The 22,403-nt window shown below is 61.1% G+C and carries 21 protein-coding genes and 1 pseudogene; 21 read left to right on the forward strand and 1 reads right to left on the reverse strand.

The features are described from left to right. Together HF327_RS19900 and HF327_RS19905 are read left to right on the forward strand one after the other, a co-directional pair. On the forward strand, positions 1–1,042 hold a 1,042-nt coding region (locus HF327_RS19900), incomplete at its 5' end, for a hypothetical protein (protein ID WP_198462112.1). Between the two features lie 795 nt (positions 1,043–1,837). Beyond that, on the forward strand, positions 1,838–2,623 hold the full coding sequence (locus HF327_RS19905; protein ID WP_198462113.1) for a Rha family transcriptional regulator: 786 nt from the start codon (positions 1,838–1,840) through the stop codon (positions 2,621–2,623). A gap of 142 nt (positions 2,624–2,765) precedes the next feature. Here the strand turns inward: HF327_RS19905 and HF327_RS19910 are convergent, their stop codons facing one another. Further along, positions 2,766–3,707 (reverse strand): hypothetical protein, encoded by a 942-nt coding sequence (locus HF327_RS19910; RefSeq protein WP_198462114.1) that lies wholly within the window; start codon positions 3,705–3,707, stop codon positions 2,766–2,768. Between the two features lie 121 nt (positions 3,708–3,828). Here HF327_RS19910 and HF327_RS19915 point away from each other — a divergent pair, with 121 nt between their 5' ends. The 19 genes and pseudogenes from HF327_RS19915 (at position 3,829) to HF327_RS20005 (ending at position 22,383) form a co-directional block, all read left to right on the forward strand. Next, positions 3,829–4,107, forward strand: coding sequence for a hypothetical protein (locus HF327_RS19915; protein ID WP_236024309.1), 279 nt, complete (start codon positions 3,829–3,831; stop codon positions 4,105–4,107). Between the two features lie 71 nt (positions 4,108–4,178). Beyond that, positions 4,179–5,701, forward strand: a pseudogene (locus HF327_RS19920) (phage portal protein). Further along, the gene (locus HF327_RS19925) at positions 5,698–7,080 is read left to right on the forward strand and encodes a S49 family peptidase (protein WP_198462115.1); all 1,383 of its coding nucleotides are present in this window, start codon (positions 5,698–5,700) and stop codon (positions 7,078–7,080) included. Before HF327_RS19920 ends, HF327_RS19925 begins: the two are co-directional and overlap by 4 nt. A gap of 29 nt (positions 7,081–7,109) precedes the next feature. After that, positions 7,110–7,469 carry a head decoration protein gene (locus HF327_RS19930; protein ID WP_198462116.1) on the forward strand — a complete coding sequence of 120 codons (360 nt, stop codon included), beginning with the start codon at positions 7,110–7,112 and terminating at the stop codon, positions 7,467–7,469. 28 nt (positions 7,470–7,497) lie between these two features. Beyond that, positions 7,498–8,541, forward strand: coding sequence for a major capsid protein (locus HF327_RS19935; RefSeq protein WP_198462117.1), 1,044 nt, complete (start codon positions 7,498–7,500; stop codon positions 8,539–8,541). A 5-nt stretch (positions 8,542–8,546) separates the two neighbouring features. Then, positions 8,547–8,867: a hypothetical protein gene (locus HF327_RS19940; RefSeq protein WP_198462118.1), complete on the forward strand. Its 321-nt coding sequence runs from the start codon at positions 8,547–8,549 to the stop codon at positions 8,865–8,867. A gap of 5 nt (positions 8,868–8,872) precedes the next feature. Continuing rightward, entirely contained in the window at positions 8,873–9,286 is a 414-nt protein-coding gene (locus HF327_RS19945; protein WP_198462119.1) for a hypothetical protein, read from the forward strand. Between the two features lie 35 nt (positions 9,287–9,321). Then, positions 9,322–10,119, forward strand: coding sequence for a phage tail tube protein (locus tag HF327_RS19950; RefSeq protein WP_198462120.1), 798 nt, complete (start codon positions 9,322–9,324; stop codon positions 10,117–10,119). Positions 10,120–10,226: 107 nt separating this feature from the next. After that, positions 10,227–12,956 carry a phage tail tape measure protein gene (locus HF327_RS19955; RefSeq protein ID WP_198462121.1) on the forward strand — a complete coding sequence of 910 codons (2,730 nt, stop codon included), beginning with the start codon at positions 10,227–10,229 and terminating at the stop codon, positions 12,954–12,956. Next, positions 12,956–13,339 carry a hypothetical protein gene (locus HF327_RS19960; RefSeq protein ID WP_236024310.1) on the forward strand — a complete coding sequence of 128 codons (384 nt, stop codon included), beginning with the start codon at positions 12,956–12,958 and terminating at the stop codon, positions 13,337–13,339. The genes HF327_RS19955 and HF327_RS19960 overlap by 1 nt, the downstream gene beginning before the upstream one ends. 12 nt (positions 13,340–13,351) lie before the next feature. Beyond that, positions 13,352–16,942, forward strand: a complete 3,591-nt coding sequence (locus tag HF327_RS19965; RefSeq protein ID WP_198462122.1) for a hypothetical protein — start codon at positions 13,352–13,354, stop codon at positions 16,940–16,942. Positions 16,943–16,967: 25 nt separating this feature from the next. Further along, complete coding sequence (locus HF327_RS19970; protein ID WP_198462123.1) at positions 16,968–18,149, forward strand: hypothetical protein; 1,182 nt, start codon at positions 16,968–16,970, stop codon at positions 18,147–18,149. Positions 18,150–18,290: 141 nt separating this feature from the next. After that, positions 18,291–18,557 (forward strand): hypothetical protein, encoded by a 267-nt coding sequence (locus tag HF327_RS19975; RefSeq protein ID WP_198462124.1) that lies wholly within the window; start codon positions 18,291–18,293, stop codon positions 18,555–18,557. Beyond that, complete coding sequence (locus tag HF327_RS19980; RefSeq protein ID WP_198462125.1) at positions 18,550–18,945, forward strand: hypothetical protein; 396 nt, start codon at positions 18,550–18,552, stop codon at positions 18,943–18,945. Before HF327_RS19975 ends, HF327_RS19980 begins: the two co-directional genes overlap by 8 nt. Beyond that, complete coding sequence (locus HF327_RS19985; RefSeq protein WP_198462126.1) at positions 18,945–20,840, forward strand: hypothetical protein; 1,896 nt, start codon at positions 18,945–18,947, stop codon at positions 20,838–20,840. The genes HF327_RS19980 and HF327_RS19985 overlap by 1 nt, the downstream gene beginning before the upstream one ends. Then, positions 20,837–21,073, forward strand: a complete 237-nt coding sequence (locus tag HF327_RS19990; RefSeq protein WP_198462127.1) for a hypothetical protein — start codon at positions 20,837–20,839, stop codon at positions 21,071–21,073. The genes HF327_RS19985 and HF327_RS19990 overlap by 4 nt, the downstream gene beginning before the upstream one ends. A gap of 37 nt (positions 21,074–21,110) precedes the next feature. Further along, on the forward strand, positions 21,111–21,407 hold the full coding sequence (locus tag HF327_RS19995) for a hypothetical protein (RefSeq protein ID WP_198462128.1): 297 nt from the start codon (positions 21,111–21,113) through the stop codon (positions 21,405–21,407). Beyond that, the gene (locus HF327_RS20000; protein ID WP_198462129.1) at positions 21,404–21,874 is read left to right on the forward strand and encodes a lysozyme; all 471 of its coding nucleotides are present in this window, start codon (positions 21,404–21,406) and stop codon (positions 21,872–21,874) included. Before HF327_RS19995 ends, HF327_RS20000 begins: the two co-directional genes overlap by 4 nt. Continuing rightward, the gene (locus HF327_RS20005; protein ID WP_198462130.1) at positions 21,871–22,383 is read left to right on the forward strand and encodes a hypothetical protein; all 513 of its coding nucleotides are present in this window, start codon (positions 21,871–21,873) and stop codon (positions 22,381–22,383) included. The genes HF327_RS20000 and HF327_RS20005 overlap by 4 nt, the downstream gene beginning before the upstream one ends. The last annotated feature ends 20 nt before the right edge of the window (positions 22,384–22,403 follow it).

Genomic DNA, 22,403 nt, shown 5'->3' on the forward strand with positions numbered 1-22,403 from the left:
TAATGGCGAAGTATTTTCTGATGTTGGAGATTTTTTAAGAAAAACTACTTCCCTTGTAAAAGGTGACTATAGAGATAATTTTTACATTGCTGAGATAGATTATTTTTCGGGGGATGATCATGCTCCCGAAGTGATCATAAGAATTAAAAAGCTGACTGAGTTCATAAAGAGCTTGCGTGAATTTGTTGCCCTATCTATTGATAGAGAACAGGCAATGCAAGGAAGCAAGATATTTTTCTTGAAACCTTCTGATGGGAAAAGTCCACAGAAAGCAGCTACATTAAAGATCCGAGTAAATTCTGATACAGTAATCCATAATATCAATGGATTTAGTATACTCAAGGCTCTAATCAATCCTAAGCATAAAGAGGTTAAAACGCAGGTTGAAGAGCGTATATTACTCATGAATACTGCAATTGCGCAGATAATTGATGAGTGTGAAGATGATGATGATGCGGATTTTGATTATCTTGTAAAAAATTGGGGGAAGGTCAATAAAAAATATTTACATGACTTGCATGCCTATGTGAGTACATTTTCTTTTGATGCGGTTAAAAAGAAAATTTCAGATGGCCTTATAGAAAGTACAACAAAAATAAATAACTCAATTGGAGAGGTCGCTACTAAGCTTTTAGCTATTCCTGCCTCACTTGGCGCTTTAATAGTCGTTGGAGGTTCAACAAGCACTGTAGCTTTTATTTTTGGTATTATTGGTGTTATTGTTGCTAGTTTGATTATATTGAGGACTATCTGGCATTATCAAAAGCAAATTGAAAACTTGGCAAAGAGTTTTGATTTTAATATGAGAGAGGCAACCAAAGCCAAGAAGACATTTAGTCGAACAATACAAGAGGAGATAAAAAGAATCAATGATTCGCATGAGAAGCAGAAAGACGCAATAGGGTTTTCTTTTTTCTTTTATTACTTGGTTGCATTACTGCCAATTTTTGGGTCTTTGTATTATATATTTGAGGCTCTGTGGCCAATATTAGTTTTTGATCACTATCTCTATAAATACTGCCTTACCTTTAATGTTCGATAGTTTTTTTACTTTTTAGTAAGCGGACGGAATATTTTTGCACACCATACAAAATTGCGAAAGTCTCACTAAGTTCATACCATCGGCCTCCAGGAGCACCGCCTCCATGCATTTCACCAAGGCATGAGCATTCGCAGTGAAGTCCTTGAGCTTCCCAGCACTTACTTGCACAAATCGAAGTCTCTCGACGTAGCTGAATAACGTGGCATTTTTTGTAGCGAGAAAGGCAAAGCTTCGTGACTCGCTCAAACCAAGCTTGTGGTACTTCCCAGGATTTGTACTGAGAGTTCCATTCTGGTTTTCGTGCTTCTTCGTTTCTTAGCCATTCGTAGTTATCCTTTTGATAAGGAAGCTTGACAAGTATGGTGAGTGGGCGACTCCTTCTGAAAACAATCGGAATCTTTGAGTGTCTCCATATGTCTGCTAAGTTTAGGTTCTCGCTCATTCGTTTCTCTATAGATTAATAATCTAATTGTCATTGTCACTTATATGTTTCTAGTTGTAAAACGATGAGTTCTGCATGATAGAATTTTCAACATCACGCCCGTAAGCGTGATCTGGGCTTGGCGGCCCGGTCAACCAAGGCGCAGCAGCCGCGCCATTACTTCATGGTCTGCGGCTTTTTTGCTTTTAAGAGCATGCCTGCGCGCGCATGGCTCCGTTTTACGGTGGGCCGTGTGGGGACACCCGCGAGGGTGTGCCGGCTCCTTGGTCCGGTCCGCCAACCCTGCACGGTCCATCACCTTTGCTTGGCGGCCTGGGTGATGGGTTGAAAACCTCGTCACCAAGGAGCCTGTCATGGCTGGCATTTCTACTGCTTCGTCTACTGTCGTCGTATCTGCTCAACCTAAGCTTGATATTCACGATGGCATCGTCACCACCACTAGCAGCCAAATCGCTGCACACTTCGGAAAACAGCACAAAGCAGTGCTGCGAGCCATCCGAAATTTGAGTGGTGTGGTGGAGGCTGATTTCTATCAGCGCAACTTTGTGCCAATACAAATCAGCACCGACCTCGGTATGGGCCGTACCCGCAAAGACCCCGCCTATCTCATCACCCGCGATGGCTTTGTGTTCTTGGTGATGGGGTTCATCGGCAAGGAAGCCGCAGCATGGAAAGTTGCCTACTTGGCTGCCTTCAATCGCATGGAGGCCGAGCTGCAAAAGCCTGCACAAGACCCACAGCGCATCCAGCTCGCCCAGCGTCTGGCCACCCAGGCGGCAGCCCAGGTCACGCAGGCCGTGTTCGACGCCGTGATGGCCGCCGACAATACCGACTGGCGCCACGCCCGCTACCTGCTCAACCTGGGCTACGACCGCGAAGGCCAGCCCAGCGTGCCCCATGCCCAGCCCATTGGCGACGACCAGATGATTGTCTCCTTCAACGCGCTGCCCGAGCGCATCGGCAGCGGCGAGATCCTCTCCGCCACCGACGCCCAGCTCGCCACCCTGGCCACAGCCTGCACCCAGCGCCTCACCCAACGCGCCCAGCACCGCGAGAAGCAGGCCGCCAAGCCCAACCTTCCCGCTACGCAACCAGCACCCAGCCTGCCACCCGGCACGCTGATGATGACCTTTAGGTAATCAGTTTTGATAGCGGTTAGCGCTTGATGGGTAAGCGCTAGAGGCTGTTGTTGTTTGAATCTATTAGTGCATTGAAAAAGCCCCTGCTGGCATTGGCTGGCTGGGGCTTTTCTATGGTCGCTCTGGTCGTGTGAGCTGTATCTCAAGAGTTGCCTGAGTTCTTCTTGTGCTTAGCTAGGGCATTGTCACTAGGCGCAGATGGCTGGCGGATCAATGCAAGGCAGACTGCTGCAATGAGTGTGCCAAGGCCTGGCTCGCGTCTTGGCGAGGGTTGCAGTGTTTCTGCGGGTGCTTGTGCCACTGGGGGCGGGGCAGGTGGCTCCATGCGATGGAGCCGGATGAGATCGCGTAGCAAGTAATCCAGCGTCACTTGCCGGTTGTGCAGTACAGGGAATAGGGACGAAAAGAGATATAGGACTAGCTCAAGAATCTGGCGCAGAACTTGATATGAAACGACGCCCCCAATGAATGTTACGACGGCGAGCTGTGCCAGTGCCTTCAAAAAAGCCCAGGTTCCTTCATCACCCATCGTCTCCATGAAGTTCAAGGCTTCACTCTTGCCTAGAAAGGCGATAACCAGACCAATCAACGCGGTCATGAGTGTCAGCAGCCGCGCTTTGGATTCAGGGTCGTAGATTTTGGGCAATAGCTCTGCAAAGTCTTTGTCAGAGGTCGTACGGCAGGCTTTTTCCAGGGCCCGAAGTTCAATGATTTCTTTGGCTGTTGCCATGAACTTCCACGCGGGCCTTTCAAGAAGTCCCTCCAATTTTTCCCTTTTGGAGTTGGCTAAGCGTTCAACGGGCTTTGTATCGCTGTCTGCGCTGGTCGCACGCACGGTGAGACGGAAACGTTCAAAGGCTATTAGCCCGCACGAAAGAAGGAAAGCCACTTCCGAGGCAAAGAATTGCCAGTACGTCTTCTCGAAAGACGGTGTGGACTCGAAAAAGAACTCGTAGCCAAAGTAGATGAAGAAGGCGAGCGACAGTGCCCAAAGGTACCAATGCCCGCTTTTGAGACCTGGAAACGCACCTCTTGGCTCGAATTCCTTGAAGTAGGCCGCGGCTATCTTGTAGTACTCGTCCATTTTCCCTCTCAAGATATTGTTTTCTGTGCTGGGTATCTTATCTTTGCTATTAATTTGATTGTTGATGTTATTGCTGAATAAGCGTTCGTAGCCTGCGACATGTTTTTGTGACAGCCGTCACATGGCTTTGTCGCAGCCATCCGCCGACCATCGGCGCATGGGTCTTTACAGCCATCTCACCACCGAACAGCTCACCGCCCGGCGCGACAGCTATCTAGCCGCCATCGATGCGCGCCTGACCGGCCCCACGCAGGCCAGCCACAGCACCGACGGCGTGGGCGCGCGCTCCGTGCAGTTCAATGCCGACACGACGCAGCTGCGCCGCGCCATTGACGACATCAACGCCGAGCTGCTGCGCCGTACCGGCCAGCCAGCGCGCAAGCCCATCTACCTGGTGTAAGCATGGGCCGCAGCACACGCCAGAACCGCCAAAGCCGCGCCCGTGCATCTGTTGCGCAGGGCGGCGCGGCCATGTCTGCCCACCAGGGCGCATCGCACACCGATCTGGCCCTGCGTGACTGGCAGCCGTTTGCCGGCAGTGCCGACGCTGATTTACTCCCCGAACTGGACACGCTGACCAGCCGCAGCCGAGACCTGGCCCGCAATGACGGGCTGATGGCCGGTGGCATTCAAACCCACCGCGATAACGTGGTGGCGCGGTGCTGCGCCTATCTGCCTTGCCCGATTACCGCCTGCTGGGCTGGACGCCCGAGCAAGCCCGCGAGTGGGGCAACAAGGTAGAGGCGCACTTTCGCAGCTGGGCCGACACCACGGATTGCGATGCCGCCCGCACGCTGGATTTGCTGGGCCTGACCGTGCTGGCCCTGGGCGGCGAAATGATTAACGGCGATGCGGTGGCCATTCCCAAATGGTTGCCCCGGCCCGACAGCCCCTGGGCCACGCGCATCAGCGTGATTGAGGCCGACCGGTTGGAGACGCCGCCCCACCTGCAGGGCATGGCCCGCATTCGCCGGGGTGTGGAGTTTGACCGCGAAGGCGCACCCATTGCTTACCACTTTCAGGCAGCGCACCCAGGCGATGCGCTGTACCTGCGCGGCGATGAATCCATGGACCTGAACTGCTGGGAGCGCGTGCCGGCCTTCACGCCCTGGGGACGCCGCCGTGTGGTGCATCTGCATTCCAAAGAGCGCACGGGCCAGAGCCGGGGCAAGCCCATCGTGAGCGCCGTGATGCGCGAGTTTCATATGGCGGGCAAATACGCTCAGAACGAGCTGCAGGCCAGCCTGGCCAATTCGCTGGTGGCGGCGTTTCTGGAGTCGGATCTGAGCCAGGAGGCCGCGTCGTCCTTGTTTGGCGAGGACCCGCGTGATGCGTGGAAGGACTCCGTCAAGCAGTCGCGCAGTATTGGTAAGTTGCAGGCCGGGGCGGTGATTCCGCTGCCCGTGGGCGCGCGGCTGCAGTCGTTTACGCCAGGCCGCCCCAATGTGGCGTTCGAGGCTTTCATGCAATCCGTAGAGCGGCGCATTGCCGCAGGCATGAACCTGCCGTATGAGCTGTTTGCCAAAGACTTCAGCAAAGTGAACTACAGCAGCGCCCGCGCTGCGCTGTTGGAGGCATGGCGCTACTTTCACGGCCGCCGCCGCTGGCTGACCACCACCTGGCTCAAGCCCATTTTTGAGCTGTGGCTGGAAGAGGCGGTCAACGCGGGCGTGATCGACGCGCCCGGTTTTTATGCCAACCGCTATGCCTATACCCGCTGCCGCTTTGTGTTTGGCGGCAAGGGCTGGGTGGACCCGGTGAAGGAAATCACCGCTGCCAAGCTGCGGCTGGAGATTGGCGTTTCCACCCTGGAGCAGGAATGCGCAGAGCAGGGCCTGGACTGGGAAGAGGTGCTGCACCAGCAAAAGATTGAAGCCGAGCGCCGTGCCGAGCTGGGCCTGGTCAGCCCCATGGCCACCACCTGGATTGCCAACACCGCCGACAGCGGTGGCGACAAGGAAGAGGGCGCAGCCGCCCAAAAGGATGCGCCATGAGCCGACCTTACCCGCATCTGGCCGACCGCCTGTTCAACACCCCACTGCTGCTGCACCCGCAAAAGCTGGACGCCATCATCGCCGGCATGGGCCAACGTCTGCTGGGCACCGATGCTTTGCAGTTCGCTGCCGCAGCACTCAGCCCCCGCGCGGCCTTGCCCGCCGAGATGTTTACCACCCGCAAGGGCGAGCGCACCGAGCGCGGCTACCGCGTGACTGAGGGCGTGGCCGTGATCAGCGCCATGGGCGGCCTGGTGCACCGCACCCGGCTGGAGGCCGACAGCAGCTTGCTGATTGGCTACAACGACCTGGCCGCCGACCTGGAAGACGCCCTGGCCAAGAGCGAAGTGCACGCCATTGCCCTGGTGATGGACAGCCCGGGCGGAGAAGTCTCTGGCGCGTTTGAGCTGGCAGAGCGCATTTACGCCGCACGCGGCAGCAAGCCCATTGTGGCCGTGGCCGACGGCATGGCTGCCAGTGCCGCCTACCTGGCTGCCAGCGCAGCCGATGAGGTGGTGCTTTCTGCCACGTCGTATGTGGGCTCGATTGGCGTGGTGATGCGCCATGTGGATTTCAGCCGCGCGCTGGCCAATGAGGGCATCAGCGTTTCTCACATCTTTGCCGGCGACCACAAGGTGGATGGCAACCCCTATCAGCCCTTGCCCGATGCGGTGCGCGCCAACCTGCAGGCCGATATCGAGGGGCTGTACCAGATGTTCATTCAGGCCGTGGCCCAGCACCGGGGCATGACCGAGCAGGCCGTGCGTGACACGCGTGCCTCCGTTTACAGGGGTGTGGCTGCAGTGGCTGCACGCCTGGCAGACCGCATTGGCACGGCCGACGCCGTGATTGCCGAGCTGGCCGCCCGCCGTGCCCGCAGCTACCCCGCAGACGCGGGAATGTCTTCACAACCCAAGGGAATCTCTATGACCCAACCCAGTACCGAAACCACGGCGGCGGCACCAGCCGCAACCACTACTACGACCGCAGTCGCGCCTGCCCAAGCTGCTGCTGCGGCCCCGGCCCCGGCCAGCTTGGAGCAAGCCCGCGCCGAAGGCGCTGCCGCAGAGCGCGCCCGTGTGGCCTCCATCCTGGGCCATGCCAATGCATCGGCCAACCCGGCCATTACCCAGCAGTGCATCAGCACAGGCCTGAGTTCCGAGCAGGCCAAGGGCTTTCTGGATGTAGCACCGGCTGCCGCAGTGACGGCCGCAGCAGCCACTGCCAGCGCACCAGCCAACCCGTTTGCCCAGGCCATGGCGGCCATGGGCAACCCCGATGTCTCGGGCGTGGAAGCTGCCGCGCCTGACAGCGCAACCACTGCCAGCGCCCAGACCGAAGCGGGCTGGGGCCAGGCATTCGGCTATGGCAAGCGCTGATTCACCCTCATTCACCAGGAGCACACCCCATGGAAACACTCGGCCCCGGCACCGCCTGCTATTTGGTCAGCGAAGCCAACGGCACCCGCTCGCGCGAAGTCGTCACTATCGCGCAAGGCCAGACCCTGCTGCCCGGCGCAGTGCTGGGCAAGGTCACTACCAGTGGCGAATACACGGCAGTCAACCCCAGCAGCGACGACGGCAGCCAGACCGCTGTTGCCGTGCTGTTTGCCGCAGTGGACAGCACTGCCGCTGCCCACGCCGCCGTCATCACCGCCCGCGATGCCGAAGTGGCCGCGCATGAGCTGGCTTGGCCTGCAGGCACGACCACACCCCAGAAAACCGCCGCGCTGGCCCAGTTGGCCGCCGTGGGCATTGTGGCGCGCTAAGGCGCGCAGAAAGAACAAGGCACAACACATGGCCGATCTGAACGTCTTCACGCATGGCGCATTCAATATGACGTCGCTCTCTACTGCCATCCAGCAAGCGCCTTATGCGCCGCAGTTGCTGGGGCAGATGAGCATCTTCACGCCGGACCGCACCCGTACCACCACCATTGCCGTGGAAGAAAAGGGCGGCGTGCTGTCGCTGATTCCCACTAGCCAGCGCGGCGCTCCCTTGCAAGAAGGCGACGGCGAAAAGCGCACGCTGCGCCACTTCAACACCACGCGCATTGCACGCGGCAAAACGCTGTACGCGGCCGAGGTGCAGAACATTCGTGCCTTTGGCACAACCAGCGAGCTGCAGGCCGTGCAGAACGAGGTGGCCGAGATCATGAACGGCAAGACCGGCCTGCGTGCCGCCGTGGAGCTGACGCATGAGCACATGCGCCTGGGCGCCGTGCAGGGCAAGGTGCTGGATGCCAAAGGGGTGGTGTTGTACGACTGGTTTGATGAATTCGATATTGAACGGCCCGCCACCATCAATTTCGACTTTCCCGCTGCTGCGGCCGAAGAAGGCAAGGTGCGCGTGAAGTGCAACGAGGTCATCCGCAACATGATGCGCGCCAGCGCGGGTGCCTGGTTGCCAGGCCAGACCTATGCCGTGGGCCTGTGCGGCGACAACTTCTTTGACGACCTGACCAGCAACGCCGAAACCCGCAGCACCTACCTGAACCAGCAGGAAGCAACTGACTTGCGCAACGAGGTGGGGCAGGCGTTTGGCTCGTTCCGCTACGGCAACATCCTGTTCCTGAATTACCGGGGCACGGACGACAAGAGCTTGGTCGCCATCAGCGATGACGAATGCCAGTTCTTCCCCGTGGGTGCGCCCGATGCCTTCAAGGCTGGCTTCTCGCCGGCGGAGTTTTTGCCCTTCGTCAACACGCCCGGCCAGGACGTGTACGCCATGGTGGTGCCAGACCTGGAGCGCCAGGCCTATGTGCGCCCCGAGGTGTACAGCTACCCGCTGTTCATGTGCACCCGTCCCGGCATGCTGCTGCGCGCCAAGCGCAAGGCTTGATCGGTATGCAGGCAAACCTTGCGCCATTCGCTGCCGTAGATGCCCTGATCAACCAGGGCGTCAGCCAGACCCTGGCCAATGCCATGGCCAGCTGGCAGGGCGGCCAGTGCTTCGGCGTGATTTTCAATCGCACGCCGCTGGACGGCTACCTGGACCACGCCGTCACCACCGACCGCCAGACCGTGGCCATGTGCATTGCCAACGCCCCCGGCATTGCCGAGGGCAGCATGGCCCTGGTGCTGGCGGGCCAGCCCTGCGAGGTCACCGGGCCGGTGGTGGCAGACGCCAGCGGCTGGGCCACTTTTCCCATCGTCTTTTTGAACTGATTGCCATGCTGCTTTTGGAATCTGCCCTTAAAGCCCGCCTGCAAGCCCTGGCCGTATTGGCCAGCTGGCATGTGCGCGGTGCGTCCGAGCACTGCGACCGCTCGCAAGTCCCGGCCATCGAGATCCGCATGGTGGGCGCGGCGCCTGGCGATGTGTCGCGTGAAGCGGCGCAGCTGGAGCCGCGCTGGTCTTGCGTGCTGGTGGCCAAGCGCAGTGCCCAGGCCGCATCGGATCTGGATGCCGCCATGACCGCCGTGATTGGCGGTTTGCACGGCTTCAAGCCGGTCTCTGCCGACGGCCGTACCTGGTCGGAGCTGAATGTGGCCGGCGTGCGTGAGGCTGAGTTCAGCGATGCGGGCCTGGTGGGCTACTCGGTCGAGTTCACCTGCGTGTCTGTCTTTGAGTCGTTGGACGTTTGAGTCTGGCGCGGTTCAATCTTTTTAAGGAGCTTGTCATGGGTGCACTGCCCCGCGTCAAAAAGGAATACCAGATCCCCCGTGGACGCCTTGTCTTTTATCCGTTCGATGCGGCAGGCCGTCTTCTGGGCGGCCGCCAGTTCGGCAACTGCCCTTCGTTTTCGCTGAGCGTGGAGGGCGACAAGGCCCCGCATTACAGCTCCCAGGGTGGCCTGCGTGAGAAGGATGAAGAAGTCCTGATCGAGATCACCCGCAAGGCGGCCATCACTACCGACAACATCAGCGGCAGCAATCTGCGCATGTTTCTCTCTGGCACGGCAGAGACGCACACCCAGGCATCGACCACGGTGGCGGACGAGGCGCACACGGTGGAGCCGGGTGGAATTTACCGTCTTGGCGTGACTGCAGTGGCTCCGACCGGAGCGCGCAAGCTCAGTGCGGTCATCGTCAAAAGCAAGGACGGCACCACAACCTTTGCAGCGGAAACCGACTACACGGTGGACGCCGACCTGGGCCTGCTGCAGATCGTGGAGGGGGGCGAGATCAAAGAGGCCACCGAAGTGACGGTGGGCTATACCGCCGCCGAGACCAGCTGGGAGCGCATCAAGTCCGGCAATGGTGCGGATCTGAAGGGCGCGCTGCAGCTGATTGCCGACAACGCCCATGGTGCCAACCGTGACTGGTTCTTTCCCAGCGTTTCGCTTTCGCCCACGGGCGAGCTGCCCTTGATTCAGGACGGCACCGACTACAGCCAGTTCGGCTTCGACGTGGAAGTACTCAAGCCCGACAACGGCGAAGCCGTCTATGTGGACGGCCGCTCGGCACTGATTCCCTAACTCCTTTTTTCTGACCTCCCGGCTTGCCGGGGCGGTTTGCATTGCAGCTCGTTCTTGCTGGCCGTAGTGCAAACCGAAGCAACCACTTTCCCCCGAATCGATACGCCATGGCCTTCAAGCCCATTCAGATTGTGATCAACGCCAAGGACGATGCGTCTGCGGTGCTGAGCCGCCTTGGGCGCAATGTGAAGTTGCTGGGCGCCACGGTTGCCGGGTACTTCGGCATCAAGGCCTTTGCAGGCGTTGTGCAAAGCGCGGCAGACTTTGAAGCGGCCATGAGCCGCGTGAAGGCCGCCACCGAAGGCTCGGCGGCAGAGATGGCCGAGCTGACCACGGCCGCGCAAGCTGCGGGCAGCAATACCAAATACACCTCGGTGCAGGCTGCCGGTGCGCTGGAGAACCTGGCCAAGGCGGGTCTGAGCGCGGGCGACTCCGTCAAGGCGCTGCCCGCTGTGCTGGCTCTGGCGCAGGCGGGTGATATCGAGCTGGGCAAATCCAGTGAGTACGTGACCAAGGCCGTGATGGGCATGGGCCTGGCCTTTGACGATGCGGGCCGCGTGGCTGATGTGCTGGCCAAGGGCGCCAATGCCACCAACACCAGTGTTGAAGGGCTGGCCCAGGCGCTGAGCTATGCCGCGCCGGTAGCCAACACGCTGGGCGTGAGCCTGGAGAGCACGGTCGCCATCATCGGCAAGTTTGCCGATGCGGGCATTGACGCCAGCCGTGCTGGTACGGCGCTGAACTCCATCATGAGTCAGTTTGCCAATCCGCTCTCCAGCTTCCGCAAGGAGCTGGGCGCTGCAGGCAACGTCACCACCAACTTTGAGGAAGCCTTGCACCAGCTGGCCGCCAAGGGCCAAGACGGCGAACGCGCCATCAATGCCGTGGGTCTGGAGGCTGGGCCCGCGCTGCGTGCCTTGCTCAACCAGGGCATGGGCGCTCTGGATGATCTGACCGGCAAACTGCGTGAAGCGGGCGGCAGTGCCGAGGCCACGGCCAAAACAATGGCCGACAACCTCAATGGTTCCCTCAAGGGCCTGAGCAGCATGTGGGAGACCGTGACCCAGGTGCTGGGCAAGCCTGTGCTGCCGGTGGTGCGTAAAGGCGTGGACGAGCTGACCGGCGCACTGCGCAAGGCGGTCGAGAGTGGTCTGGTGGAGCGCTTCGGCCAGACCCTGGCCACTGCCTTTGAGAACGGCCTCAAGTTCTTCCGCGCGTTTGCGGCCAACGTCAACTTTGACGCTGTGGTGTTGCGCCTGCAGGTCTTTGCCAGCGAGGCGGGCGAGACGCTGCAGCGCATCGGCCAGTACGCCACCAATGCCGGCAACACGGTGCAGCTGGCCTGGGGCGTGATGACGGCGGGCGTCAACGGCGTGCTCACCGCCATCTACGGCCTGGGCGCGGCGTTTGCACAGATTGCATCCAAGGTGATGGAGGGCGTGGCCAAGTTGCGCAGCGGTCTGGCATCCGTCACCTTTGGGGGCCTGAGCGAGAGCTTCCGGCTGGCGGCGGCTGATGCCGAAGAGATGGCCGGCGCCTTTGCCGCTTCTGCCGACGCACTCAAGGCGAAAGCTGCAGAGTCCCTGCAGCGTATGGCCGACGGCGCCCAGACGGCGCGCGATGCCTGGGGCGGCCTGACGGGGGACGTGGCTGCAGTCGGCAATGCTGCTGCAGAGGCTGCTCCCTCTATCGAGGCGGTAGCTGCAGGCATCGAGGCCACAGGCAAGGCTGCAGCCAAAGCAGCCAAGGACACAGCCGCCAAGGCTGAGGCTGACCGCATCGCTGCCGAGAACCTTAAGCAGCTCAAGGCGGAATATGAGCAACTGATCGCCAGCGGCAATCTGGATGCTGCCGGGCGCAAGCTGCAAGAAATTGCCAAGGCGCAGCGCGCAGCCGCCAGCTCGGCCCAGGATGCGGCGCAGTCCACGGCCTTGCTGGAGCAGGCCTACAAAGACCTGGGCATGACTACCAGCGAGGATCTGCAGCGCATGGCCAAGCAGGCTCGTGCAGCGTTTGATCAGTTGGAAAAGGACGGAAAGCAGCCGCCCATGCGCATTGCAGAGGCCTGGAAGTCCATGGCTGACAAGGTCATTGCAGCCAATGGCGGCATTGCGCCCGAATGGCTCAAGACCCAGGCGGCCGTCAAGGGCTACGAAGTTGCGGTGGACGATGCGGGCAAGGCCGTGCTCAACACTGACCGCGCCACAGCCAGAGCCGTCAGCAGCATGGTCAGCGGCATGGGACGGGTGCGTGATGCGGCCGACGGTGTGCAGGAGAGCATGCGCGGCATCGAGCATGCATCGGGTCGCGCCGCCCACGCTGCCAGAGAGTGGGAGCAGGGCGGCCCGCGCAACTTTGTCGAAGAGCGCAATGCTGGTGTGCAAGGTTCGCAAGGCGTCATGCGCCAGAACTCAGGTCCTCTCAATCTGGTGCCGCAGTTCCAGTCCCGCAAAGAACTCGACGCCTGGTGGCAGCAGTGGCAGAACCAGTACGCGCAGGACAACCCTTTCTCGGTCAAGAGCAGCGGCGCACTGGGCAACTATCAATATGACTTGACCCAATTTGCGGTGAAGGAGGCGGGGAGGACTATCGACCTGCAGCAAGCCGCATCCAATGCCGGTCCTAAACAGGAGGCAGAGCGCAAGGCAAGCACCCCAAGCTCGACGGCTTCGGTGCCTGCGTCTGCTCCTTCCCAATCCGTCATCACTCATAGGCATGAGGTCGTGATCGGTGGTCGTCAATACAACGTGGGTACGGACGCAGCAGGCAGCTCAGAGATGCAGCAGTTGATGGCAGCGCTGGAGCGAGACGCCAATCTGTCTGGAGGCGTGCACTGATGGCCGGCCATTTTTTGAACGGCATCGAGCTGCCGCGCGGCATGTTGTGGGTAGACGAGTTCAACTGGTCTGTTGTGCAAAAGACGGTCGAGCGCGGCATTACGGGCGCCCAGATCATCGATGCCGCTGCCCGCATCGAGGGCCGCCCGATCACTCTGCAGGCCGTGGAGGACCAGGGCTGGATTCGCCGCGCAACGCTGCTGGCCGTGCGTGCCCTGGCCGATGCGCCTGGCGTGCAGTACCCGCTGCAGCTGGCCGACGGCCGCGAATTCACTGTGCAGTTTGCGGCAGACGACCCGATTGCCGCTGCGCCCATCTCCCGGCCTGAGCTGCCGGCTGCAACCCATCCCTATGTCGCCACGCTGCGGCTGATCACTGTTTAAGAGAGAAGAACAATGCCCATTTTGCAAGGCGACATCCAGCTGCGTGCCAGCCGAGTCATGGACGATGTCCCCGAGGGCGGCGGTGGCCCGTCGAACGTCGTGATCGAGTCCGGCCAAGAGAACGCCATCATGCCGGACATCTCCGAGATGGATCGTGCCCTAGGCCGCGACAACATGCGTCAGATGCATGTGACCGTGGACACCGACGACCGCGACACCTACCAGGGCAGCAATGTCATCGTGGCGAAGCCGCCCGAAGATCCCAATGTCTCCATCACCCTGTTTGCTACGGGCGGCGTCTATGACACCCGCGCCCAGGCGCAGGCCAGGCTGGAGGCCTACCTCAACAAAGGGCCTGAGTGGGCGGGCTACCTCTATGAGGACCACATCCAGGGTCAGCGCGTCATTCAGATCTTCCAGCGTCCTGGTACCGAGCTGCCTGCCGTCGGCAAGACCCTGGTACTGGTGGGCCATGAGGGGCTGGTCAACGAGCAGATTCAATATGTCCGCGCCATTCGCGTGACAAGCGAAGAGCGTACCTTTACCTACGACGCGGACAAAGACTACAAGGCGCTGATTGTCTCTGTCGAGATCTCGGATGCGCTGCGTTACGGCTTCACCGGCTCGCCAGCCAACCGCCAGTTCACGCGCCTGGCCAACAGCGCTCGTTTGCGCGATACGGTGGTGGCCGATGCGGGCAGCTATGTCGGTGTCACGCCTTTGCAAAAGGCCGCCGCTCTGGGTGACTTCACCATCATCGCCAAGACGATCATGACCCAGATCGTGCCCTCGGCGCAGAGCGAGACGCCCATCCCTGCCGCCATTCCTTATGCAGCAGCAGGCTTCCCAATCTCTGCGGCTGAGGCGGTTACCTTCAACACCGATCAGGCCTGGAGCGTCACCACCAGCTTGGCCTTGCCCGGTGGTTGCCTGCCTGGGTCGCTCTCCATCGTGGTTGGCGGCGTGACCTTTATCGACAAAGGCGGCATTTTGATGTCGGGCACCCAGCAGATCGGCCTGGTCGACTATGCCAATGGCGTGGTGACCTCCAGCTTGGGCAGCTATGGCGGCAGCAAAACCATCAGCTACCGGCCTGCCGCCTATATGCAGCGCATGCCGCAGTCCAGCGAGATCCGCATCACGGCAGAGAACCGCAGCCAGTCCTATGTGGGCTTCATCACGCCGCTGCCTGCACGTGGCACGCTGAGCTTCAGCTACCGGGCGCAGGGCCGCTGGTATGTGCTGTCTGATGCGGGCGACGGGGCGCTGCGCGGTACCGACTCCAGCTATGGTGCGGGCACCTTTAATGCCGACACCGGTGGCTTTGTCATCACCCTGGGCGCGTTGCCTGATGTCGGCAGCTCCATCGTCCAGCACTGGGGTGTGCCCACGCAGGAGACTGTGCAGCCTGCCGCCGACCTGCTAGTCAGCCAGACCCTTGCCCTGACCCTGCCTGCAGGTCAGGCCCTTTATCCGGGCGCTTTCTCTATTACGTGGATCGATGGCTTGACCCAGCGCACGGCTACGGCCACCGCTGCCTGGCAGCTGCAGGGCGATGCGACGGGTGAGGTCCGTCTGGGCCGCTCCGAAGTTCTGTTTGCACCCAAGCTGCTGCCCGCCGTGGGCACGGTGCTCGATGTCACGGTCGACACGGCTCCTGCGGTTGAGGTCAATCTGGCCCATCCTTCCCGCAACGGCCAGGGCCGTCTAGCGGTCTCCGCAGGTCAGGGGGCTCTGGTTCCCCATACGGTCGAGGTCGAGTGGAACACGTTGACCGATCAGGCCGTGCTGGGCACTTATACCCGCGAGCAGCTGACCGAAATGGGGGTGACCTTGGTCGACCCGACCCAGATCGCCCGCGATGATGGCAACGGCAAGCTGATGCTCAATGGCGTGCAGATCGGCACCGTGGCCTATGCGACGGGTGCGGTGGATTTCAACCCCGATGTCACCATCAAGATTCCCAAGCCGGTCTATTCGTCCAGCCAGGTCAGCGGCGGGGGATTTTCTGGCGAGGTTGCCCAGTACCGCCTGAACTACGAGGGCATCGAGTACCTGAATGCGCCCTCGATCTACCCCAATGACGAAAGCGGTTACGTCAAGATCCGTTTCCGCACCACGGGCAGCGCAACTCGCCGCACGCTGCAGGTCATGTTTGCACCCGAGTTTGACCTGGTCACGGGCGTGCAGGCTCCGGTGGTGCCGGGCTCGGTCGTGCTGATGCCTTCCAGCGGTCAGCCCTGGAGCGATGACGGCAGGGGGCTGTTGCGGGTGCTGACCTCGGGCGGTTTTGTGACACGCGGCAGCATCAACTACGCCACGGGCCGCGTGGGCCTGACCTCGTGGACGACCGGCAATGCGAACACACTGCGCCGTGCAGGCTGCATCACCACGCTGGGCGATGCGATTTCCAGCGCCTATGTGTTTCGCACAGCGGCTGCACCGCTGCGTCCTGGTTCCCTCACGGTACAGGTGCCCAGGGCTTCGGGCGGCTCGCAGAATGTCAGCGCAGGCATTGACGGCAGCATCACGGCTCCCGGCGTCATCGGTACGGTGGACTACGAAACTGGCCTGGTGCGCCTGGGCTTCGGCAGCCTAGTCGCGGCTGCGGGCAATGAGGCTGAACCTTGGTTTGACCCGGCCAACGTCCAGCCCGACGGCAAGATCTTTAAACCGCAGCCCGTGGTGGCCAGCGCCTTGCGCTACACGGTGGTGGCCTATGCCTATCTGCCCATGAATGCCGACATCATCGGCATCGACCCGGTGCGCCTGCCCAGCGACGGCAAGGTGCCGATCTTCCGGCCTGGCTCTTTGTGTGTGGTGGGCCACACCAAGACCACGGCCCAGCTCAACGTCAGCAACAACCAGACCATCAATCTGGCCCGCGTGCGCTTGTCGCGTGTGGTGGTGCGCGATGCCAATGGCAAGACCCTGAATACAGGCTTTACCGTGGCTCTCGAAGCAGGAACGGTCAGCTTTACTGATGTCTCTGCCATGACCATGCCGGTCACCATCGAGGACCGTATCGAAGACATGGCCGTTGCCACGGATGTGCAGATCTCAGGTGAGATCACCTTCAACCGGGCCTTGACGCACGACTACCCCAAGGACGGCACCTATGTCTCTAGCGCCTTGCAGGCCAGCGACCGGCGTGCCCGCGTGAGTCTGGTGTTTGAGCAGCAGACCTGGATTGATAACGCCTGGGCCGATGCCCCCAATGGGCCTGGGATTGCAGCCAAGTACGACCAGAGCGTCTCGCCCATAGTGATCACTAACGCGGGCGGCAGCACCGAGCGCTGGGCGCTGCAGTTCACCAGCACCACGCAGTTCCGGGTGATTGGCGAGCATGTGGGTGTGATCGCTACGGGCGATATCAATACCGTCTGCGCACCCATCAATCCGGCGACAGGCAAGCCGTATTTCACGATCGATCCACTGGGCTGGGGCAGTGGCTGGGCCGTGGGAAACATCCTGCGCATGAACACCGTGGGCGCTATCTACCCGTTCTGGGTGGTGCGCACCATCCAGCCGGGGCCGGAAACCGGCATCGAGCACCACTTTTCCATCCTGGCGCGCGGCGATGTGAACCGCCCGCAGACCTGAGCAACGATTCAAAGCAAGGCAAAACATGACATCCCCTGTAGACACCAGCGTCAAACATTTTTACAGCAGCATGCAAGGCGGGCCTGTGCTTGCAGGGCAAGCGGGTTCTTTGATTGCACTTCTGGATGCCTGCCTGGTCACCGGCTGGGGTCTCAAGGCCGTGGACAGTGCCGTCATTGCCAATGGCGTGTGCCGCATGAATTTCGCCAGCGGCAAGAGTGGGGGCGAGGTTGACGCCGTCATTCTTGTGGCGGGGGCATCGCTTGCCGGTCTCAATGGTGAGCAGAGGATTACCGAGGTCAGCAGCACCTGGGTGGAGTTCAGGACGGCTTTGCCCGATGGTGCGGTCACCGGGTCGATCAGTTTCAAGATGGCGGCAGCAGGCTGGAGCAAGCCATTTTCTGGCACCCACATCGCCGTATACCAAAGCCCGAACCCGCAAAGCACCAGGATGTTTGTGCGCGTAGATGACACCGGGACGGTGGAAGCCCGTTTGCGAGGCTACGAAACCATGACCGATGCCAGCACCGGTGCGGGCCTGTTCCCGCTAGATGGACAGATCAACGGCGGAGGCTACTTTAATAAATCTACCGCCGCTTCAGCCACTCCCGTCAAATGGCGGATCGTCGCCAACGATCGCAGCGTGTTTATCAACGTCGTTGGTTATTCAGGCTCTATTGCATCGGCAGAGTCTGGGCGCACAGTGTTTATCGGCGATTTCCAGGGCGGTAAACCGGGAGGGGATCCCTATGCTTTTTCAATCGGCTGTGGCTCGGCCGCTGGCTATAGCGTGACCCCCGGCACGTGCGATCAAAGTGGAGGGGTCAACCAGCTCGCTCCAAGAAGTTACACCGCACTGGGCGGGGCTATCTCACTGACTGCAGTCCCTGAGATCGGAACAGCCGGTGCCATATCGGGGCTTGATACCGCATTTGGCCCATTCCCCAACGTGATCGACGGTGGGCTGCGTCTGTCAAGGCGACTGATGCTGGAGGGGGTGGCCCAACGCGGTGTTGTTCCGGGGTTGTACACCGTCCCGCAGAGCGCTGTGGGTGCAATCATCGCCCCGTTGGCAAGGACACCCGGGCGGGGAGTTTTATCTGGCAGAAATCTGCTAGCCATTGGATGCGGGGCCGGTTCCCAGTTGTACCCATCTATCTCTCTTGGCATCAGCTTCATCGATATCACAGGCCCATGGGACTACTGAACCATGGCCACCTATGAGACGCACTTGAGCCGGGCGGTGACGATCGGGACTGGCCCAGTCATCACCTATGGTCTCGCCTCACTGAGCCAAGCGGTCCATCAAAGTGTTGTATCGGGCGGCGTAGCCGACGCGATCACTGGAATGCTGGGCAAGGGTGTCGGGCGTGTATATGGCACCGTTGCTCGCAAGACCGACCCCGCCAATACCCCGCTCAAGCGCAAAGTACGCTTGCTGCGAGAACGTGACGGATTGGTAGTGCGCGAGACTTGGAGCGACGCCAACACCGGTCAGTACGAGTTCCGCTATATCGACGAGCTGCAAACCTGGACCGTAATCGCTTACGACTACGAGCAAAGCTTTAACGCAGTCATCGCGGATGGCATCACGCCGGAGATCATCCATGAGTGATCTGCCTGAGTTCGATATCTCGGCAGCCCATGCGTTGGCTCGCCTGCAGGCCACGCTGGCCTTTGCTGACTCCGGCTCTGAAGCCTCGCGGATTGCGCTTTATGACTCTGCCGAGCAACTGCTGGTCACCCTGACGCTCACCAAACCCTGCGGCCAGATCACAGAAGCAGGCTATCTGCTGCTGACCCAGGCCAGCGGCGGCGGCGACATGATCCTGGCCAGTGGCCAAGCCGCCACAGGCGTCTGGGCTACCGGCGACGGCAAGCTGATCGGGCGCGGCCTGGTCACGGATGAGGTGGGAGCTGGGCACTTCAAGCTGCTGGGCAGCACCGGCACCCAGCTCTATGCGGGCGGCAAGGCCATCTTGGGCGAGACAAGGATAGCCTGATGGCAGCTGTCGACCTGATCTTTAACCGCGCCTTCAAGACCGGCAACCCGGTAGAGCTGGTGTTTGGCGATGTCGGTGGTGCGCCGTCCATCCCTGACGCCCAGATCGCTCTGGCTGCACGCATGCCTGGGCTTCGTATCCGGGCAGCCGTGCATGTGCGCAAAGACCTGGTCGCCGCTGGCCGCATGCCTGGAGTGCGCTGCAAAGTGGGCGTGCGCTACAACACCGACACACCCCGGCCAGTGGTGGCCGAGGTAGCCGCCAGTGCCCAGCAGGCGCAGCCTGTGGCAGAGAGCTGGATCTCCAGCTGGCAAGACACGGATGCGCTGCCCGCAGGCTGGACGTCGACCGCCCAGGATGCCAAGCCCCTGCAGGAGCAGTTCGGCGTATCTTGGCAGGACGGCCAGCGGCAAGGGGTGGTCGTGCAGGGGCGGTTTAAGCAGGCGCGCCCTCTGCCTGGTGCAGCAACCCAGGCGCGCTGGCAGGAAGCCCAAAGCGTGCGCAAGGGGCTGCAGGCCTCAGCTGAGGATGCCGCGCCCGTGCGTGAGGGCTGGGCAGTGCGGTTTGAGGAAACCCTGCGAGACCGCCGACTGCTGCTGGAGACGTCTGCGCAGGATGCCGTCGGGCTGCAGCACCTTGTAACAGACGGAGCTGGTCCAGCGGTGCCACTGTACACGGCTTACTTGGCTCGCTACCAGCAGGCCATGAAGCCGCCAGCGGGCAAGTCGGTGCCCAAGCCGCCAGAGCCGGAAAAACCCAGCTGCTATGAGCAGCTGGTGGGTGGCCCCATCCCATTACTGTTCTGCCGCTCCTGGGCCGTATCGGCAAATCTGCTGTTCATGTGCTGCAGGCCCGTCGGGCCTGAGCCGCAGCCCCAGTTCGTCATTCCTCTGCTGCCTGTCTATATGCAAGTCCACCACCTCACGGCGCATTTGCTGCCAAGCCTTGAGCCCGTAGTGCTCACTGACGTCACTATTTCTGCAGACGATGACAGCTACTGCTGGAGCCTGTCGGCCAACGGCCCCGAGCATCTGCTCGATCAGCTCGCTCCCGTGGGCGGGCTGCCGCAGCGGCTGCAGGTCGGCATCGACGGCATGCAGTTTGTGTTTGGCGTGACCAGCACCGCGCGCAGCCGCTCGTTTGACCGCCGCCGCGTGGCGGTGCAGGGCATCAGCGTCACTGCGATGCTGGGCAGCCCCTATATGCCCAAGCAGGCCTGGTTGTCTTCTTCGGTGGCCACGGCGCAACAACTGGCGGTGGCCGCGCTTGAATTTTCAGGCGTGAGCCTGGATTGGCAGATCCCCGACTGGCAAGTGCCCGCCGGTGCATGGAGCTTTCAGGGCACGCCGCTGCAGGCCGTGCTGCGTGTGGCCGATTCAGTCAATGCCGTGGTGCGAAGCCACCGTACGGCAGAGCAGTTGATCGTTGCGCCGCGCTACCCGGTGCTGCCCTGGGAGTGGGGTGCTGCAACACCTGATGTGCAAATGCCTGCGGCCGTCATCGTGACGGACGAGCTGCGCCCCGATCCGCGTGCCGAATACAACGCCATCTATGTCGCCGGCGGCAGCGTGGGCGGCGTGCTGGGCCATGTGGTGCGCATCCTCAGCGCCCGCGACAAGCTGGCCCCGCAGATTCAGGACGACCTCATCACCCATGCCGATGCAGCCCGCATGCGCGGCAGCTGGGCGCTGGCCGCCAGCGGCAACAAGCTGCAGCACAGCATCAGCATGCCCGTGCTCACGGGCGGCACCAACCCGGGCATCTTGAACCCCGGCCAACTGCTGGAGGTGGCCGATACCGACGGCACCTGGCGCGGCCTGGTGCGCGGCGTCAGTGTCACGGCCTCCATGCCTCGCGTGCGTCAGCAGGTCACTGTCGAAAGGGTGGCCGCATGAAGACCAACCTCTACAAACGCCTCAAGGCCCTGCTGCCTGACGACCCCGTGATGACCGGGCAGATCAGCGCCGTGTTTGCCGACGGCACGGCGCTGGTCGCGCTCGAAGGTGCCGCAGGACTGCTGCGCGTGCGTAACCCGCTGGCCACGGCCAATGGTGTGCGCGTCTATGTGCAGAGCGGTGCGGTCACCGGGCCAGCGCCTGCCATGCCCTATGTGCTGATTGAAGTCTGAACGCGAAACAGGAAAGCGAATTCTGAAAGGAGAGGGAATGGACGACTACGGCAACGAGCTGCCAGCCACCACGCTGCAGCAAGTCAACAAACGCTTTAACCAGGGGAGTGAGCGCATGGCAGCCATCGAGCGAGATCTCAAAGTTGCAACGCAAGAACTGCATGAACGCAATCAACAAATGGCGGAGCTACTGGAGTTCTTCACCGCCATGAAGGGTGCCTTCAAGGTGCTGAACTGGGTGGGCAAGGTGGCCAAACCTCTGGCGGCCATTGTCATGCTCGGCGGTGCCTGCGTGGGTTTCTGGACGGCTATCAAGGGAGGCGCAAGCCGATGAACTGGAAAGAAAAACTCATAGCCGCCATCGGTACCGGCGCGGTCGCTCTGGCCGTGCCCTTGGTGGCGAAGTACGAAGGGACCGTGCTGCGAAGCTACCGCGACCCGGTGGGCATCGTCACGGCTTGCACCGGCCATACCGGCCCTGAGCTCAAGATCGGGCAGACCTACACCCGCCAGCAGTGCGAGGACATGCTCTACAAGGATCTGGCCAAACATGCCGATGCACTTGCCTGCGTCAGCCAGCCCTTGACTGATGGCCAGCGTGCCGCCTTTGTGAGCTTTGCTTTTAACGTGGGTGAGGGCGCATTCTGCGGCAGCACCCTGGTGCGCAAGGCCAATGCGGGCGACATCGATGGCGCATGTGCCGAGCTATCGCGCTGGACCTATGCCGGTGGCAAGCAACTCCCCGGCCTGGTCAAACGTCGCGCGGCAGAGCGCCAATTGTGTGAGGCGGGGCTGGCATGACAGGCGCATCCCGTCTCTGGCCGTGGCTGGCCTTGGCCCTTGCGGGGCTGCTGGCCCTGCAGTCGCTCAGGCTGGCCAACGCTCAGCTGGAGCTGGCCAAGGTTGAGGTTTCTCAATCAAAACAGGCTCAATCCCAAGCACAACAAGCGCTAGCAGCTACAGAAAAGAAAGCGTCTGCCGTGCTTGGGCATGGCGCGGCCCAACAGGACAACACCCATGACTACACGCAAAAACTGGCCGCTCTGGAAGCTGGTCGCACTGCTGATGCTGTCCGCATTGCAGGCCTGCAGCACGGCATCAGTGCCGCCGCCACCCGCAACGCCCAGCTTGCCGGTGACGCCGCTGCCTGCAGAAGTCTCGCAGATCAACACCAGCGACTCGCAGCCCTTGCTGGCGAAGGCGCGGGCGTGGTTGGCCAGCTTGTCGGATTGGTCGAGCGCAGAGACGCCCAGGTTAACGCCCTGATGGGGCAGGTGCAGGTGGACAGGCAGTTGCTTACCAGCCATTGAGCGCACCCAGAAAAGGCGAA

The sequence above is a fragment of the Comamonas suwonensis genome, assembly GCF_012844455.2.
GTDB classification, from domain to species: domain Bacteria; phylum Pseudomonadota; class Gammaproteobacteria; order Burkholderiales; family Burkholderiaceae_C; genus Comamonas; species Comamonas suwonensis.